General features: G+C 71.5%; 13 protein-coding genes, 1 tRNA gene and 1 riboswitch. Of the genes, 5 read left to right on the top strand and 9 right to left on the bottom strand.

Annotated features, from left to right (window positions below; genetic code table 11):
* Positions 1 to 124: 124 nt before the first annotated feature.
* Positions 125 to 212, top strand: a tRNA-Leu gene (locus tag AB0G35_RS17265).
* Between the two features lie 190 nt (positions 213 to 402).
* Positions 403 to 575, top strand: a riboswitch (TPP riboswitch).
* A gap of 95 nt (positions 576 to 670) precedes the next feature.
* Here the strand turns inward: AB0G35_RS17265 and AB0G35_RS17260 are convergent.
* The 3 genes from AB0G35_RS17260 to AB0G35_RS17250 are packed head-to-tail and all read right to left on the bottom strand — an operon-like array spanning position 671 to position 5,315.
* Positions 671 to 2,233, bottom strand: coding sequence for a GMC family oxidoreductase N-terminal domain-containing protein (locus AB0G35_RS17260; protein ID WP_360949395.1), 1,563 nt, complete (start codon positions 2,231 to 2,233; stop codon positions 671 to 673).
* Positions 2,234 to 2,247: 14 nt separating this feature from the next.
* Entirely contained in the window at positions 2,248 to 3,849 is a 1,602-nt protein-coding gene (locus AB0G35_RS17255; protein ID WP_360949393.1) for an APC family permease, read from the bottom strand.
* Positions 3,846 to 5,315, bottom strand: coding sequence for an aldehyde dehydrogenase family protein (locus AB0G35_RS17250; RefSeq protein ID WP_360949391.1), 1,470 nt, complete (start codon positions 5,313 to 5,315; stop codon positions 3,846 to 3,848). Before AB0G35_RS17250 ends, AB0G35_RS17255 begins: the two co-directional genes overlap by 4 nt.
* A gap of 390 nt (positions 5,316 to 5,705) precedes the next feature.
* On the opposite strand from AB0G35_RS17250, the gene AB0G35_RS17245 reads away from it, so the two are divergent.
* Positions 5,706 to 6,134, top strand: a complete 429-nt coding sequence (locus tag AB0G35_RS17245; RefSeq protein ID WP_360949572.1) for a DUF6314 family protein — start codon at positions 5,706 to 5,708, stop codon at positions 6,132 to 6,134.
* Between the two features lie 117 nt (positions 6,135 to 6,251).
* Here AB0G35_RS17245 and AB0G35_RS17240 read toward each other — a convergent pair whose 3' ends face one another.
* Positions 6,252 to 7,658, bottom strand: coding sequence for an Ig-like domain-containing protein (locus AB0G35_RS17240; protein ID WP_360949389.1), 1,407 nt, complete (start codon positions 7,656 to 7,658; stop codon positions 6,252 to 6,254).
* Between the two features lie 314 nt (positions 7,659 to 7,972).
* Complete coding sequence (locus AB0G35_RS17235) at positions 7,973 to 8,791, bottom strand: class I SAM-dependent methyltransferase (RefSeq protein WP_360949568.1); 819 nt, start codon at positions 8,789 to 8,791, stop codon at positions 7,973 to 7,975.
* 425 nt (positions 8,792 to 9,216) lie between these two features.
* Between AB0G35_RS17235 and AB0G35_RS17230 the strand changes: the two genes are divergently transcribed.
* Positions 9,217 to 10,032, top strand: coding sequence for an SAM-dependent methyltransferase (locus AB0G35_RS17230; protein ID WP_360949387.1), 816 nt, complete (start codon positions 9,217 to 9,219; stop codon positions 10,030 to 10,032).
* Between the two features lie 84 nt (positions 10,033 to 10,116).
* Here the strand turns inward: AB0G35_RS17230 and AB0G35_RS17225 are convergent, their stop codons facing one another.
* Together AB0G35_RS17225 and AB0G35_RS17220 are read right to left on the bottom strand one after the other, a co-directional pair.
* Entirely contained in the window at positions 10,117 to 11,022 is a 906-nt protein-coding gene (locus AB0G35_RS17225) for a helix-turn-helix transcriptional regulator (RefSeq protein WP_360949385.1), read from the bottom strand.
* A gap of 130 nt (positions 11,023 to 11,152) precedes the next feature.
* Complete coding sequence (locus AB0G35_RS17220) at positions 11,153 to 11,386, bottom strand: DUF397 domain-containing protein (protein WP_360949565.1); 234 nt, start codon at positions 11,384 to 11,386, stop codon at positions 11,153 to 11,155.
* Between the two features lie 196 nt (positions 11,387 to 11,582).
* On the opposite strand from AB0G35_RS17220, the gene AB0G35_RS17215 reads away from it, so the two are divergent.
* Positions 11,583 to 12,107 carry an ATP-binding protein gene (locus AB0G35_RS17215; RefSeq protein ID WP_360949383.1) on the top strand — a complete coding sequence of 175 codons (525 nt, stop codon included), beginning with the start codon at positions 11,583 to 11,585 and terminating at the stop codon, positions 12,105 to 12,107.
* An 83-nt stretch (positions 12,108 to 12,190) separates the two neighbouring features.
* Positions 12,191 to 13,129, top strand: a complete 939-nt coding sequence (locus AB0G35_RS17210; protein WP_360949381.1) for a LysR family transcriptional regulator — start codon at positions 12,191 to 12,193, stop codon at positions 13,127 to 13,129.
* On the opposite strand, the gene AB0G35_RS17205 is transcribed toward AB0G35_RS17210, so the two are convergent.
* Positions 13,126 to 13,479 (bottom strand): coenzyme f390 synthetase, encoded by a 354-nt coding sequence (locus AB0G35_RS17205; protein WP_360949379.1) that lies wholly within the window; start codon positions 13,477 to 13,479, stop codon positions 13,126 to 13,128. The two genes, AB0G35_RS17210 and AB0G35_RS17205, sit on opposite strands and share 4 nt — an antisense overlap.
* 84 nt (positions 13,480 to 13,563) lie before the next feature.
* Complete coding sequence (meaB, locus tag AB0G35_RS17200; protein ID WP_360949377.1) at positions 13,564 to 14,571, bottom strand: methylmalonyl Co-A mutase-associated GTPase MeaB; 1,008 nt, start codon at positions 14,569 to 14,571, stop codon at positions 13,564 to 13,566.
* Positions 14,572 to 14,573: the final 2 nt, after the last annotated feature.

The following is a 14,573-nucleotide window of genomic DNA, read 5'->3' as shown; positions in this document are numbered from 1 at the left end:
GGTGGGACGGGCGGGTACGTGGGGAGCTGTCCGTGCCCCGCGGATCCGCAGGTGAAAGCCACTCCGAAACCTTGGTATGGTTGTCCACGTCGCCGCGGGAAACGCCCCGCGAAGATCACACCTAGTCCGGGTGGCGGAATGGCAGACGCGCTAGCTTGAGGTGCTAGTGCCCTTTATCGGGCGTGGGGGTTCAAGTCCCCCCTCGGACACCACTGAGAACCCCTGGAAACCCCTGGTTGACCAGGGGTTTTCTGCATGTCCGGGGCGGGCGCGGGGGCTGCGTCGAGGGGCGGTCGAGGGGTAGCCGAGAGGCAAGTGCGGCAGATGTCGGAAATTATCTGAAAAAGCCACTCCAGGCCTATTCCATCACCTTTCGTCGGGAGTATCCTGAAGACCGGCCTACGGGGCGAGCGAGGGAGTCCGATTGGAGCGGACCTCGCAACGAGGACTTCGGTTCTCGCCGAGGACGTGAGTGAAGGTCGGGCTGAGAGGCTGAAAGGTCATGCGGACCGGACGGCGACCCCCAAGCACCTGATCCGGACAATGCCGGCGAAGGGAGCCCACCTCGTAGGTCTTTGATGTGCGCGCGCAGGGGATTCGGGAACGGGGAACGGGGGCGGGGAACGGGGGTGGGGCGGATACCGATCCGGGTGTCGCGCGCGGGGCGGGGTTATGTGGCGCGGATCATGTCCGCGCACTTTTCGCCGATCATCATCGTGGTGATGCACGGGTTCACGGCCGGCAGGAACGGCATGGCCGAGCCGTCGGCCACGCGCAGACCGGTGACGCCCTTGACCTGTAGCTCCGGGTCGAGCGGGGCGGCCGGGTCGTCGGGGGCGCCCATGTGGACCGTGCAGGCGGGGTGGTAGACGGTGTTGTGGGTGGCGCGGATGTAGTCCAGCAGCTCGTCGTCGGACTGCGCGGAGGGGCCCGGTGCGAGCTCCGGGCCGGCCCAGTCGGCCATCGGGGCCTGGGCGACGATCTCGCGGGCCAGCCGCAGGCCGTGCAGCATCACCCGGACGTCGTGCTCGTGGGTGAAGTAGCGCGGATCGACCCTCGGCTTGTCGCGGAAGTCCCGGGTGCGCAGGCGCACGGTGCCCAGCGAGCGGGCGCGGGTGACGTTCGGGGTGAGGCAGAAGGCGTTCTCCGAGGTGGGGTAGCCGCGCCGGTAGGTGTTCAGGTCGAACGGCACCGAGCCGTAGTGGAACATCAGGTCCGGGCGGTCCAGGCCCGGCTCGGTGTCGACGAAGATGCCGATCTCCCACCACTGCGTCGACGAGGTGACCATCGGCTGCTTGGCCTCCCACATGATCACGCCCTCCGGGTGGTCCTGGAGGTTCGCACCGACACCGGGGCAGTCGAGCAGCACGTCGACCCCGACGTCGCGGAGGTGGTCGGCCGGGCCGATGCCGGAGAGCATCAGCAGCTTCGGGGTGTCGATGGCGCCGCAGGAGACGATGACCTCGCGGCGGGCGCGTACGCCGTGGGTGCGGATCAGGTCCGGGGCCAGGTAGTCCACGCCGGTGCAGCGGCGGTCCGGGTCGAAGGTCAGCCGCTTGGCCTGGAGCCCGGTGCGGACGTCCAGGTTGCGGCGGGTGCCCATGACGGGGTGCAGGTAGGACACCGAAGAGGACGCCCGGGTGCCGTCGGGGCGGCAGTTGATCTGGAACCAGTTGGCGCCGCGGACGACGGTCTGTCCGGTGTTGAACGGGGTGGTGGGGATGCCGGACGCCGCGCACGCCTCCAGCAGGGCCACCCCGCAGGGGTCGCGCGGCGGGACGGTGCGCAGGGTGACCGGGCCGGTGCGGCCGTGGTGGTCGCCGGGTGCGTCATTGCTCTCCAGGCGCGTGAAGAGCGGGAAGGTGTCCCGGGAGTGCCAGCCCGCGCACCCCAGCACGGCCCACTCGTCGAGGTCCTCGGCGGGCGCCCAGAAGGCGATGCAGGAGTTGTGCGAGGAGCAGCCGCCCAGCACCTTGGCGCGGGCGTGCCGCATGAAGCTGTTGCCGTTCTCCTGCGGCTCGACCGGATAGTCCCAGTCGTAGCCGGACTCCAGCAGACCCATCCAGCGGTCCAGCCGCAGGATGTTGTCGTCGTCGACGTCGCTCGGGCCGGCCTCCAGCAGGCACACGGTGACCGCGGGGTCCTCGCTGAGCCGGGCCGCCACGACCGCGCCGGCCGTGCCGCCACCGACCACGACGTAGTCGAACTCGTCCGCAGGGATCTCTTGGGACATCGGGCCGTCTCCAGTCAGGGGGAGGGGGAGGAGGGGGTGCCCGGGCCGCCCGGCAGGGTGTCGTCGGGGAGCTCGGCGGCGTGCATGGCCAGCACACCGGTCTTCTTGCGCTGGACGAACCAGTAGTAGGCGAAGCCGCCCAGCGCGACGACGCCGATGAACAGGAACGCGCCCCAGCGCAGGTACCAGTGCTCCGGGCCGGTCGCGTTGTAGACCGCGGCGCGCGGCCAGGCGAGGTTGAGGGACATGCCCGCACCCCACAGCACCGCCAGGACGTTGACGGGGAGCCCGAATCTGCCCAGTGAGAACTTGCCCTTGAGCGGGGCCCAGTTGCCGCGCAGCCGCTGCACCAGCATCGGCAGCGTCACCGACAGGTACGCCAGGTAGATCATGATGATCGCGATGCTGGTGATCACCGAGAAGATCTGCGGCTGGTTGACGTTGAGGAACAGGATGCCGACCGCCACCAGGCCGATGATGATCGCGGGCAGCACCGGCGTCTGGAACCGCGGGCTGACCTTGGCCAGCAGCGAAGCGGCCGGCAGGTTGTTGTCCCGGGCCATGGCGAACGCCAGCCGGATGCCCGCGGTGTGCACCGCCAGCTCGCACACCGTGATCGCGATGACCACGCACCACAGCACGATCTGCCCGATCGTCGAGCCGAGGGTGGCCAGCACGACGTACTGGAGGCCGTCCACCGACAGCTCCTTGGCGTGCAGGTCCGGTACCGACAGCAGGGCGAAGAGCAGGATCAGCCCGCCGATCAGGAAGGACGCGATCAGGGCCCGCAGGATCGCGCGCGGGGCGTTGCGGCCGGGGTCCTTGGTCTCCTCGCCGAGCGACGAGGCGGTGTCGAAGCCGTACATGACGTACGCCGAGGCCAGGGACGCGGTCAGGAACGCACCGAAGTAGCCGAGGGTCTCGCCCTGGCCCAGGCCGAAGGTGTCGGTGACCGCGCTCGGCCCGCGGGTGACGTGCGCGGCGAGCAGCAGGACCAGGACGATCGCGGCGATCAGCTCGATCGCCACCCCCGCGGAGTTGATCCGGGCCATCAGCTTCACGCCGAAGGCGTTGACGAGAGTGGTGAAGGCGACGAGTACGGTGCCGAGCAGGACGGCGTTGGCGGCCGCGGACTTCCCGGTGCCGTCGCCGACGAACTGGAACCACGACGAGATCTGCGGCAGCGTGATCTGGTAGGCCAGCGCCACCGCGGACAGTGACACCATCGACGCGGTCAGCATCAGCCAGCCGCCGAGCCAGCCGATGTGCGGACCGCCCAGCTTCTTGGCCCAGTTGTAGATCGAACCGGCCACCGGGTACCGGGCGGCCAGCTCGCAGAAGCACAGCGCCACCATCAGCTGGCCGGCGAACACCATCGGCCAGGACCACCAGTAGGCCGGGCCGCCGTGCGCGACGCCGAAGTAGAACAGCTGGAAGGTGCCGGTCAGGATGGAGATGTAGCTGATCCCGGCGGCGAAGGTGTGGAAGTTGCCCAGGGTGCGCTTGAGTTCCGGTTTGTAGCCGAGTTCGGCGAGCGAGGCGTCGTCGTGCTCATGGCCCTCCCCGTGCGCAGGGCCGTTCCCCGGCTCCGGGCGGGACGGGCCGGGCCCGGTCACTCGAACCACCTCTGCGGCCGCGGCGCGGTATTGCGCCAGACGTGCTTGGCCTCCTGGTACTCCGCCAGCCCCGCCGGCCCCAGCTCCCGGCCCACGCCCGACTGCTTCATCCCGCCCCACTCCGCCTGCGGCACGTACGGGTGGAAGTCGTTGATCCAGACCGTTCCGGCCCGCAGCCGCGCGGCGACCCGGTGCGCCCGCTCGCCGTCGCTCGTCCACACCGCCCCCGCCAGGCCGTAGACCGTGTCGTTGGCGAGCGAGACCGCCTCGTCCTCGTCGCGGAACCGCTCGACGGTCAGCACCGGCCCGAACGACTCGTCGCGGATCACCGACATGTCCGGGGTGCACTCGTCCAGCACCGTCGGCAGGTAGTAGTAGCCGTTCGCCAGCGACGGGTCGTCCGGCGCCGAGCCGCCGCACAGCAGCACCGCGCCCTCGTCGAGCCCGGCGGCCACGTACGCCTCGACCTTGGCGCGGTGCGCGGCCGAGATCAGCGGGCCGGTGCGGGCGTGCTCGTCGAACGGCCCGCCCAACCGGATCCGTTGGGCGCGCGAGACCAACTCGTCCACGAACGCGTCGTGCAGGCTGTCCTGCACCAGCAGCCGGGCGCCCGCCGAGCAGACCTGTCCGGAGTGCAGGAAGACCGCCGTCAGGGCGTAGTCGACCGCGGTGTCGAAGTCCGCGTCCGCGAAGACGATGTTCGGGTTCTTCCCGCCCAGCTCCAGGGCGATCTTCTTCACCGTCGGCGCCGCCGCGGCCATGATCCGCCGCCCGGTGAGCAGCCCACCGGTGAACGACACCATGTCCACCCGCGGGTCCTCGGTCAGGGGCGCGCCCACCACCGGGCCGGTGCCCAGCACCAGGTTGCCGGCACCGGCCGGCAGCCCGGCCTCGTCCAGCAGCCGCATCAGGTGGATGGCGGTGTGCGGGGTGAGTTCGCTGGGCTTCAGCACGAAGGTGTTGCCGGCGGCCACCGCGGGCGCGACCTTCCACGCGGTCTGCAGCAGCGGATAGTTCCACGGGGTGATCAGCGCGCACACCCCGACCGGCTCGTGCCGCACCGTGCTGTCGGTCTCCGCGATCCCGGTGTCCACCACCCGGTCGGTGCCGCCGGCCGCGGTGAGGTTGCCGAAGTAGCGGAAGCAGTTGGCGATGTCGTCCATGTCGTACTCGCTCTCCACCAGCCGCTTGCCGGTGTCCAGCGATTCCGCCCTGGCCAGCGCGTCCTTGTCGCGCACCAGCAGTTCGGCGACGCGCAGCACCAGCCGGCCGCGCTCGGCCGCCGGTGTGCGCGGCCAGGGGCCGTCGTCGAAGGCGGTACGGGCCGCGGTGATCGCCGCCGCGACGTCCTTCGGCCCGCCCTCGTCGACGGTCGCGACCAGCGTGCCGTCCGCCGGACAGCGGATCTCCCGCACCTGCCCGTCGGCCGCTGCGGTCCACTGACCGCCGATGAACAGCTCCGGCATGGTGGTGCCTTTCGGTCTCCGGGCGTTTACGGGGCGGCAGCGCGGGGCGCGGCGGACGGTCCGGGGGCGCCCGGCCACCGTCCAGCCGCCGTGCGCACCTCCGTGACGATCACTGCACCGAGCGTAAGACCGTGCCCGCGGCTGCGCACGGTACGAAGGGCCGGAGGGGAACGGCCCGGGGCCGGGCGGGGCCGACGGGGTGACGGCGCGCGCGGACGGGAGAATGGGGGCATGTCCAGCGCACGGCCAGCACACGAGGAGCGGCAGGCTCCGGACCCGCCCGAGGAGGACCGACACGGAGAGGGCCCGCCCGAGGAGGACCGACACGGAGAGGGCCCGCACCAGGGGGACCCGCCCGGTGAGGGCCCGTACCAGGGGACGCTCCACCCGGTGCCCGACGTCGCCGGGTACCTCTCGGGACGCTGGCGCATCGAGCGCACCGTGCACGACCTGCGGACCGGCACCGAGGGCCGCTTCCACGGCACCGCCGACTTCCGGCCCGACCCGGCCGGCGGCGCGCTGCTGCACGTGGAGGAGGGCGAGCTGACCTGGAACGGCACGGCCCACCCGGCGAGCCGGACGCTCCGGCTGCGGCCCCGCCCCGACGGCAGCGCCGCGATCGACTTCGCCGACGGCCGGCCCTTCCACGACCTCGACCTCACCGCCGGCCGCTGGACCGCCGTCCACCCCTGCGCCGAGGACCGCTACGAGGGGACCTTCACCGTGCGCTCGGCGGACGAGTGGCACCTGGAGTGGCGGGTCACCGGCCCGGCCAAACGGCAGCTGCTGCGCACGGTCTACCGGCGGCGGCCGGACTGAGCACGGCGGTCGGGGCGTGCCCACTGCCCTTATCCTGAAGGACAAGCAGCCGTCCCCCGTACTTGCATTACGGGGGACGGCTGTGGCGTCCGGCTGTCCGTCAGCCGGTGCGGGGCATCAGAGACAGGCCTTCAGGCTGCCGGTGACGGTCACCCCTCCGCTGGTCGCGGTGTAGGTGGAGGCCAGCACCTGCGTGACGCTGAGGTTGCCCGTGCAGCTGGCGTTGCCGCTCGCGTCGGCCACGGCCGTGCACACCGTGCCTCCCAGCACGGAGAAGGTCACCGTCGAGCCGGGGGTCGCACCGGTCACGCTGAACGTGGCGTGCGCGAACGCCCAGGGCACCGGCGGGAAGTTCAGCGCGTAGCAGGCCGGGTTCGCCGTCAGGCCGGTCACGTTCACCGTCACAGTGCCGGAGACACCGGTGCAGGTGCAGGCGCCTGACGAGGAGATCACCGTGGCGGTGACGACGTTGGCGCCGGCCGGCAGCGCGCTGGTGGTCACGCTGGCCTGTCCGGACGCGTTGGTGGTGCCCATCCCCAAGGTGCCGCTTGAGGTGGTGAAGAGCACCACCGCGCCGGGCACCGGTGCTCCGTTGCAGGTCACAGTGGCGGTGACGGTGACGGGCTGGCCGGCGGTCGGTTTGGCGGGGGTCGACGACACGGTGACCACGCAGTTGGTCGCCGCTCCGACGTTGACGGTTGCGGTGCCGGTGACGCCGACGCAGGTGCAGGTGGTGCTGGCGGAGACCACGGTCGCGACGACGACGTTGGCGCCGGCCGGCAGTGCGCTGGTGGTCACGCTGGCCTGGCCGGAGGCGTTGGTGGTGCCGGTGCCCAGCTGGAGGCTGCCGCCGGATGAGGTGAAGGTGACCACCGCGCCGGGTACCGGTGTTCCGTTGCAGGTGACGGTGGCGGTGACGGTGACGGGCTGGCCGGCGGTCGGGTTGGCGGGTGTGGAGGAGACGGTGACCACGCAGTTGGTCGCTGCTCCGACGTTCACGGTCACGGTGCCGGTGACGCCGACGCAGGTGCACGTGGTGTTGGCGGAGACCACGGTGGCGGTCACGACGTTGGCGCCGGCCGGCAGCGCGCTGCTGGTCACGCTGGCCTGCCCGGAGGCATCGGTGGTGGCGACACCCAGTGCGATGCCGCCGGTCGAAGTGAAGACCACCGAAGCGCCGGGTACCGGTGTTCCGTTGCAGGTGACGGTGGCGGTGACGGTGACGGGCTGGCCGGCGGTCGGGTTGGCGGGCGTGGACGACACCGTGACCACACAGTTCGACGTCGTCACGGTGAGCATCGCCACGCTTGTTCCACTCGTCACGCCCGTGGCTACCACCAGCCCCGACGTGGTCGCCGTGAACGCCACGGTGGCGTTGCCGTTGGCATCCGCGATCACCGTCTGCGCCGGTTGCGCGTCGTACGTGATGGTGAGCGTGTCACCCGCGTTGGCACCGCTGATCGTTGCCGTGAAGGTCTGGCCCGCCGCGACGGTCGCCGGGGTCAGGGTGATGATGAGCGCCATGTTTGGACAGCCCCTTTCGAAGGCTCCGCTGGGGAGGTGGGGCCGCCGCGCGGCACAGTCAGAACCCTGTGCGATCGCGCTCTCCTGCCGGGGGTGCCCTGAAGAAGCACTGCGGACTGCATCGTGCAGGCAGCCGTCCGTGGTCCCCGCCAGGGGATGGGCACCCACCGTCGGTACCACTCATTGAAGCGGCCGACGGCACGCGGGGACACGGATGGGGCACGAAGCAACCCGAATGGCGGAGCGTGCGTCGGCGTGTCCGTGACGACGGAAGGTGCTGTCATGGGGTAAAGGGGCTCGGCTCGCGGCCCCCGCTAGCCGTGCGGCTTGACCGCCCGCAGCGCGTACAGCAGCGGAATGAACGGCTCCGAGGGCGGCAGCCGCCACCAGCCGTTCTCGGCCGGCACCATGGCGTCGAACCGCTTCCAGGGCAACAGCTCGGTTTCCCGCACCAGTTGGACGGTCAGGCCGGCACCGGTCACCGCCGTGATCACCTCGCCGATGCCGTGCCGCCACTCGTAACTCGTGGTGGCGCCGCGCACCGGCGGCCCGTCGGTGTAGGTGTGCGGCGTATCGCTGCGGAGGGCGCCGCGGCCGCCCAGGTAGTCGTGGCGCAGCCGGAGGTCCTGACGTTCCGGGTCCGGCGTCGGGCCGAGGGCGTCGAGCAGCGGGTGGAACTCCACCAGGTAGAAGGTCCCGCCGGGCCGGAGCAGGGCGCTGACGATCCCCGCCCACGCGACGAGGTCCGGCAGGTAGCACAGCGCGCCCTTGCCCGTGTAGACCACGTCGAAGCGGCGGCCGCCCAGCGCGGACACCGCGTCGTGCACGTCCGCCCGCACGAACTCCATGTCCCGGCCCGTCTCGTCGGCCAGCCGCCCGGCCTCCCGCACCGCCGCGGCCGAGAAGTCCAGGCCCACGGTGCGCGCCGCGCCCCGGTCGGCGAACGCCGCCGTCTCCGTGCCCAGATGACACTGCAGATGCAGCACGTCCCGCCCGGCCAGCGCGCCCAGGTCCGCCCACTCGAACGGCGCGAACCAGTGCTCGGCGGTCCGCGAGCCGTCCAGCCCGTAGAACTCGCTGGCCACATGGACCGGGGTACGGGCGTCCCAGTTGGCCTGGTTGGCGCGGATCATCTGCGCGACGCCGGGGGCGGTGTGCCCCCCTGCCGGCCGCGGGGGTATCGGCCCCCCGTCCCCTTGCTCACTGCTGTCCCCGGATGCACTCGTCACGGCGGTCATCCCTCCCTTCTACAAGGCATGCGGAAGAGCCACCAGAAGGGACGGCCGGAACCGTGCGTCGCCCGCCGTCGAGGACGGCCCCCCGGCCCGCACCGGCGCCACCCGCCCACCGCACCCCGTCCGTCAACTCGGCCGGAATCGAACGGTGTGGTGCTTCGCCGCCCCGGGCGCCACTTGCGAGACGTAAGAAGCCTCGCCGCTCACCTGCAACAGCCGCCACTCATAGGTATGTTGGACTGCGCGGCGTGGTCGTCCCGACACGGACCGGCGCCATTGCCGTGCCATGGCCGAGGGCTGTCGAAGCGACGGGAAAGTGTCGAATGAGCCGAGAATCAGCACCGCAGTCCAGCACCGTCGACGTCACCATACCGAGCGTCGCGCGGATGTACGACTACTACCTCGGCGGCAAGGACAACTACGCCGTCGACCGTGAGGCCTGCGAAGAGCTGAGCAAGGTCGTGCCGAGCACCCAGGTGCTGGCCATCAACAACCGCCGCTTCCTGCAGCGGGTGGTGCGCTGGCTGGCCACCGAACACGGCATCCGGCAGTTCGTCGACCACGGCTCCGGCCTGCCGACCCAGGACAACGTCCACCAGGTCGCCCAGCGCGTCGACCCGGAGTCCCGGGTGGTGTACGTCGACAACGACCCCATCGTGCTGGCGCACGGCCGGGCCCTGCTGGAGGAGAACGACAACACCGCGGTCATCCAGGCCGACATGCGGGACACCGACGGCATCTTCGGCCACCCGGAGGTGGAGCGGCTGATCGACTTCGGCCGGCCGGTCGCCGCGCTGTTCGTCTCCGTGCTCCACTGCATCCCGGACTCCGACGACCCGGGCGGGCTGATCAAGCGGGTCGCCGACCGGCTGGCCCCGGGCAGCTTCCTGGTGGTGTGCCAACTGGTCAGCGAGGACGCGGCGACCCGCGACTTCGTCACGAACTTCATGGCCGAGCAGACCCATGGCCAGTGGGGCAGGGTCCGGCAGGCGCACGAACTCGCCGGATTCCTGGACGGGTTGGAGATCCAGGAGCCCGGGCTGGTGGAGGTCTCGACCTGGAAGCCGGACGCGGACATCGGCCCCAAGCAGCTCACCCTGGAGTGGATCGAGTACGGCGGTGTCGCCCGCAAGGTCTGACGTACCGGACCGGGACGACGACGAGCGGCGAGGAGCCCACCGGGCCCCCGCCGCTCGTCGCCGGGCCGGATCGGCCGAGCCGGGTCAGATCTCCTTGAGCATGCGCTCCAGCATCGCCAGTGACTCGCGCGGCGACTCCGACTGGGCGCTGAGCCGGTCCATCACCGCGAGGTAGTGGTCCACGTCGTCGCGCTTGTCCAGATAGAGCGCACTGGTCAGCTGCTCCAGATAGACGATGTCCGGCAGATCCGGCTCCAGGAAGCGCAGGATCGTGATCGGACCACCGGCCGCCGCCAGACCACCGAGGCTGAACGGCGCGATCTGCAGCGTGACGTTCGGCAGCTCGGACATCTTCAGCAGATGTCTCAGCTGGCCGGCCATCACCTCCCGGCCGCCCAGCGGCCGGCGCAGCGCGGCCTCGTCGAGGACCGCCCACACCCGCGGCGCATCCGGCAGCGTCAGCAACTCCTGCCGCTGCACGCGCAGCCGCACCCGCCGCTCGATCTCCTCGGGCGTCGACCGGGGATGGCCGAGCTGCGCCACCGCACGGGCGTAGTCCGCGGTCTGCAGCAGGCCCGGCACGAACTGCACTTCGTACGTCCGGATCACCGAAGCGGCCTCTTCCAGGCCGAGGTGGGTCTCGAACCAGCCGGGCAGCACATCGCCGTACTGGTGCCACCAGCCCGGACTGCTGGTCCGCCGGGCCAGCTTGAGGAAGTCCTCGCGGGCCGCGTCGTCCGTGACGCCGTAGAGCGTCAGCAGATCGGCGACGTCCCGCTCCTTGCAGCTGACCCGGCCGAGCTCCAGGCGGCTGATCTTCGCGTGCGAGCCGCGGATGGCGTCGTCGGCGGCCTCCCGGGTGACACCGGCCGCCTCGCGCAGCCGGCGCAACTGCGTGCCCAGCACGATGCGCAGGACGGTCGGCCCACCCCGCGGATGGTCGAGATACCGGCGCAGGGACGGACCGCTGCTCGGCTGCGCCTCACTCATACTGACTCCCTGACTCCCCTGAGTGGTCGGGCGAACGCCCAGTGTCCCATCGCGTCAAGTGTCCGTACAGTCAGGGCGACTGGACGAACGGCATATGCGCCAATCTCCACGGCATATGCCGTCGGCGCGGTCAGACGAGATCGTCGAAGTCGCCGTCCTTGGCGCCCTGGACGAAGGCGGCCATCTCGTCGCGGGTGTAGATCAGTGCCGGCCCCGAGGCGAACCGGGAGTTGCGCACCGCCACTCCGCCGTCCGAAAGAACGGCCAGCTCAACGCAGTTGCCACTCGGGTTGCTGCGGCGGCTCTTGCGCCACACGACGCCTTCGAGGCGGGTCGCCTGCATGCCGTTGGTCACCGACTCCATCAGACCTGCTCCCTTGCTGGAGGACATCCCTCCGACCGATCCCGAGCCCGCGATCACGTTGGCGTGAACGAGCCCCTGAGCGACCGTCCTTGCCGATGTAATTGCAGATGCACTTGCACCGGGCGACGGCTGCCGAGGATATTAGCTCTCCGAGGCAGTCCGGCCCAGCCCCGAAATCGCCCTTGCGGAGACGTTGATGACCGCTCATCCGGCAGAGACCGTGCACGACGCCCTTCGGGAGGAAGCGTCCGAGCAGAGCTGGTGGATGCCCGCCCCCGACGGTTTCGCCGCCTGCGCCCTCAGCAGCTCCGCGCAGACCGTGGCGCAGGCCCGCCGCTTCACCCGTACGACCCTCAGCGGCTGGCACCTGACCCCGGACGTGACCGAGAACGCGGCGCTGGTCGTCACCGAACTCGTCAGCAACGCACTGCGTTACGGCATCCGGGCCGGCCGACCGGACGCGGCACCGGTCGCCCGCGGCTTCTCCGTGGTGCCCGCGCCGGTCTGCCCCGCCTGGCTCGCCCTGACCCGGCAGGAGACCACCGTGCTGTGCGCCGTCTCCGACTCCGGCACCGACGCACCCGTCGTACGGAACCCCGACCCGCTGGCCGAATCGGGCCGCGGACTGCACCTCGTCGACCGGCTCAGCGACGCCTGGGGATGGACCCCGCCGGACCACTCGGGCAAGACGGTGTGGGCCACCGTGTCGCTGCGCGGCTGAGACGCCGTCCCCCGGGCCCCCGGGCGCGCCCTGTGTGATCATTTGCGGGTCGTCGTCGTCCGACCCGAAGGCCCGAGGAACCGATGGATCTGCTGTCCCTGCGGTACTTCCGGGTCGTCGCGCGCCGGGAACACATCAGCCGGGCCGCCGAGGAACTGCGGGTGGCCCAGCCCTCGGTGAGCCGGACCATCGCCCGCCTCGAAGCCGAACTGGGCCTGCCGCTCTTCGACCGGCAGGGCCGGGCGATCCGGCTCAACCGCCACGGCGCCGCCTTCCTCGCCCGGGTGGAACGCGCCCTGGACGAACTCGACGACGCCCGCCGGGAGATGGCCGATGCCGCGGGGCTCGACAACGGCAGCGTCGCCATCGCCGCGGAGACCCTGCTGCCGCTCACCGAACTGCTCGCCGGCTTCCGCGCCGCCCATCCCGGCGTGACCGTCCGCTGTTTCCAGTCCACCCCCGACCTGATGCGCGAGCACCTGCGCGCCCACGAGGTGGACTTCTGCGTCGCCTCGCAGCCGCTGACCGGAGCCGGGCTCGGCGCGGTGCGGCTGCTGCACGAGGAGGTGCTGCTCGCGGTCCCGGCAGCCCATCCGCTGGCCGGCCGGCAGCGGGTGACGGTGGCCGAGCTCGCCGACGAGCCCTTCATCACCACCCGCCCAGGACACTGGCAACGCGCCCTGCTGGAGCGGCTGTTCGCCCCCCTCGGCCGCCGCCCGGTCATCTGCTGCGAGGGCGACGAACCCGGCGCCACCCACTTCCTCGTCATCGCCGGCCTCGGCATCGGCCTGATGCCCTCCATCGCCCGCGCCGACCTGGCCGCCGCGCCGCTGGCCTGGCTGCGCATCGACGCCCCCGACTGCATACGGACCCTGAGTCTGGTGCGCCGCGAGGACAGTTACCTCTCCGCGGCGGCCGCACGGTTCTGCGACCTGGCCGTCACCCACTTCGCCGAGCGGGCCCGACGGGCGCGCGGGATGCTCCAGGGCCCGCCCGACGGGTCAGGGCCGGAACGGCCCTAGGACCTCCCGGCGAACGGGCCGGTGCCGTACCCGTGCAGGGTGATCGCGACCTCGTGGGCCGAGGGGCAGTCCGCCGGGGAGGGAAGGAAGTCCCGGCAGCCGGCGGCCAGTTGACGCAGTACGCCCTGCTGGCAGGCGAGCGCCAGCCGGTCCGCCTCGACGGCCGACAGCCGTACCCCCGGCCGCAGCTCGACATGGACGACCGGCCGGGACTCCAGCTCGCCGCCGGCCGGTGCCACACAGAACCCCTCGATGAGTCCGGCCAGCGGATTGTCCTCGTACAGCCCGTGTGCGACGTCCCGCGGATTGATGATGGCCCCCAGGGAAAGATGCCGAAAACGTCCGTCCATGCGTCATCGACATACTCGGGGCCCGCCGCCCGGGCGTCATGAGCTGTGCTACTCAGGTGTCCGGATGAGTACCCCGGACCGCCGCTACGCTTCCCCGGCCGCCGGGTCCGCCAGGCCGAACGCGGACAGCAGCCGTTCGGCCGCCAGCGTCGCGGTGATCTCGCCGTCCCGCACCGCCCGTTCGACCTCCGGGCCCAGCCTGCGCACCTCGGGATGCTCCTGGAGGCGGTCGATGAGCCGTTCGCGGACCATCGACCAGGTCCAGTCGACCTGCTGGGTACGGCGCCGCTCGGCCAGCGCACCGGTGGACTCCAGCAGCGTGCGGTGCTGCTCGACGCGTTCCCAGACCGCCTTCAGGCCGGTGCCCTCACGAGCGCTGCAGGTCAGCACGGGCGGCGTCCACACCGCGTCGGCGGGCTGCAACAGCCGCAGCGCACCGGCCAGTTCGCGGGCCGCGGACCGGGCGTCCCGCTCGTGCGGCCCGTCCGCCTTGTTGACGGACACCAGGTCCGCCAGCTCCAGCACGCCCTTCTTGATGCCCTGGAGCTGGTCGCCGGTGCGGGCCAGGGTCAGCAGCAGGAACGTGTCGACCATGTTGGCCACGGTCGTCTCCGACTGGCCGACCCCCACCGTCTCCACCAGCACCACGTCATAGCCCGCGGCCTCCATCACGACGATGGACTCCCGCGTGGCGCGGGCCACCCCGCCCAGCGTCCCGGACGTGGGGGAGGGGCGGACGAACGCCGCCGGATCGGTCGCCAGCCGCTCCATCCGGGTCTTGTCCCCCAGGATGGAGCCGCCGGTCCGGCTGGACGACGGGTCGACGGCGAGCACCGCCACCCGGTGCCCCATCCCGGTCAGCAGCGTGCCCAGCGCGTCGATGAAGGTCGACTTGCCGACACCGGGCACCCCGCTGATGCCCACCCGGCGGGCCGCACCGGAGTACGGCAGCAGCTCGACCAGCAGCCGCTGGGCCGCCGCCCGGTGGTCCGCACGGGTGGACTCGACCAGGGTGACGGCGCGGGCGATCCAGGCACGGGAACCCGCGCGCACCCCCTCGGCGTACCGTTCGACGTCGATCGTCGCAGGCATGA

It is taken from the genome of Streptomyces sp. NPDC021749 (assembly GCF_040640655.1).
GTDB lineage: Bacteria > Actinomycetota > Actinomycetes > Streptomycetales > Streptomycetaceae > Streptomyces.
This window is presented reverse-complemented; position numbering and strand designations above follow the sequence as displayed.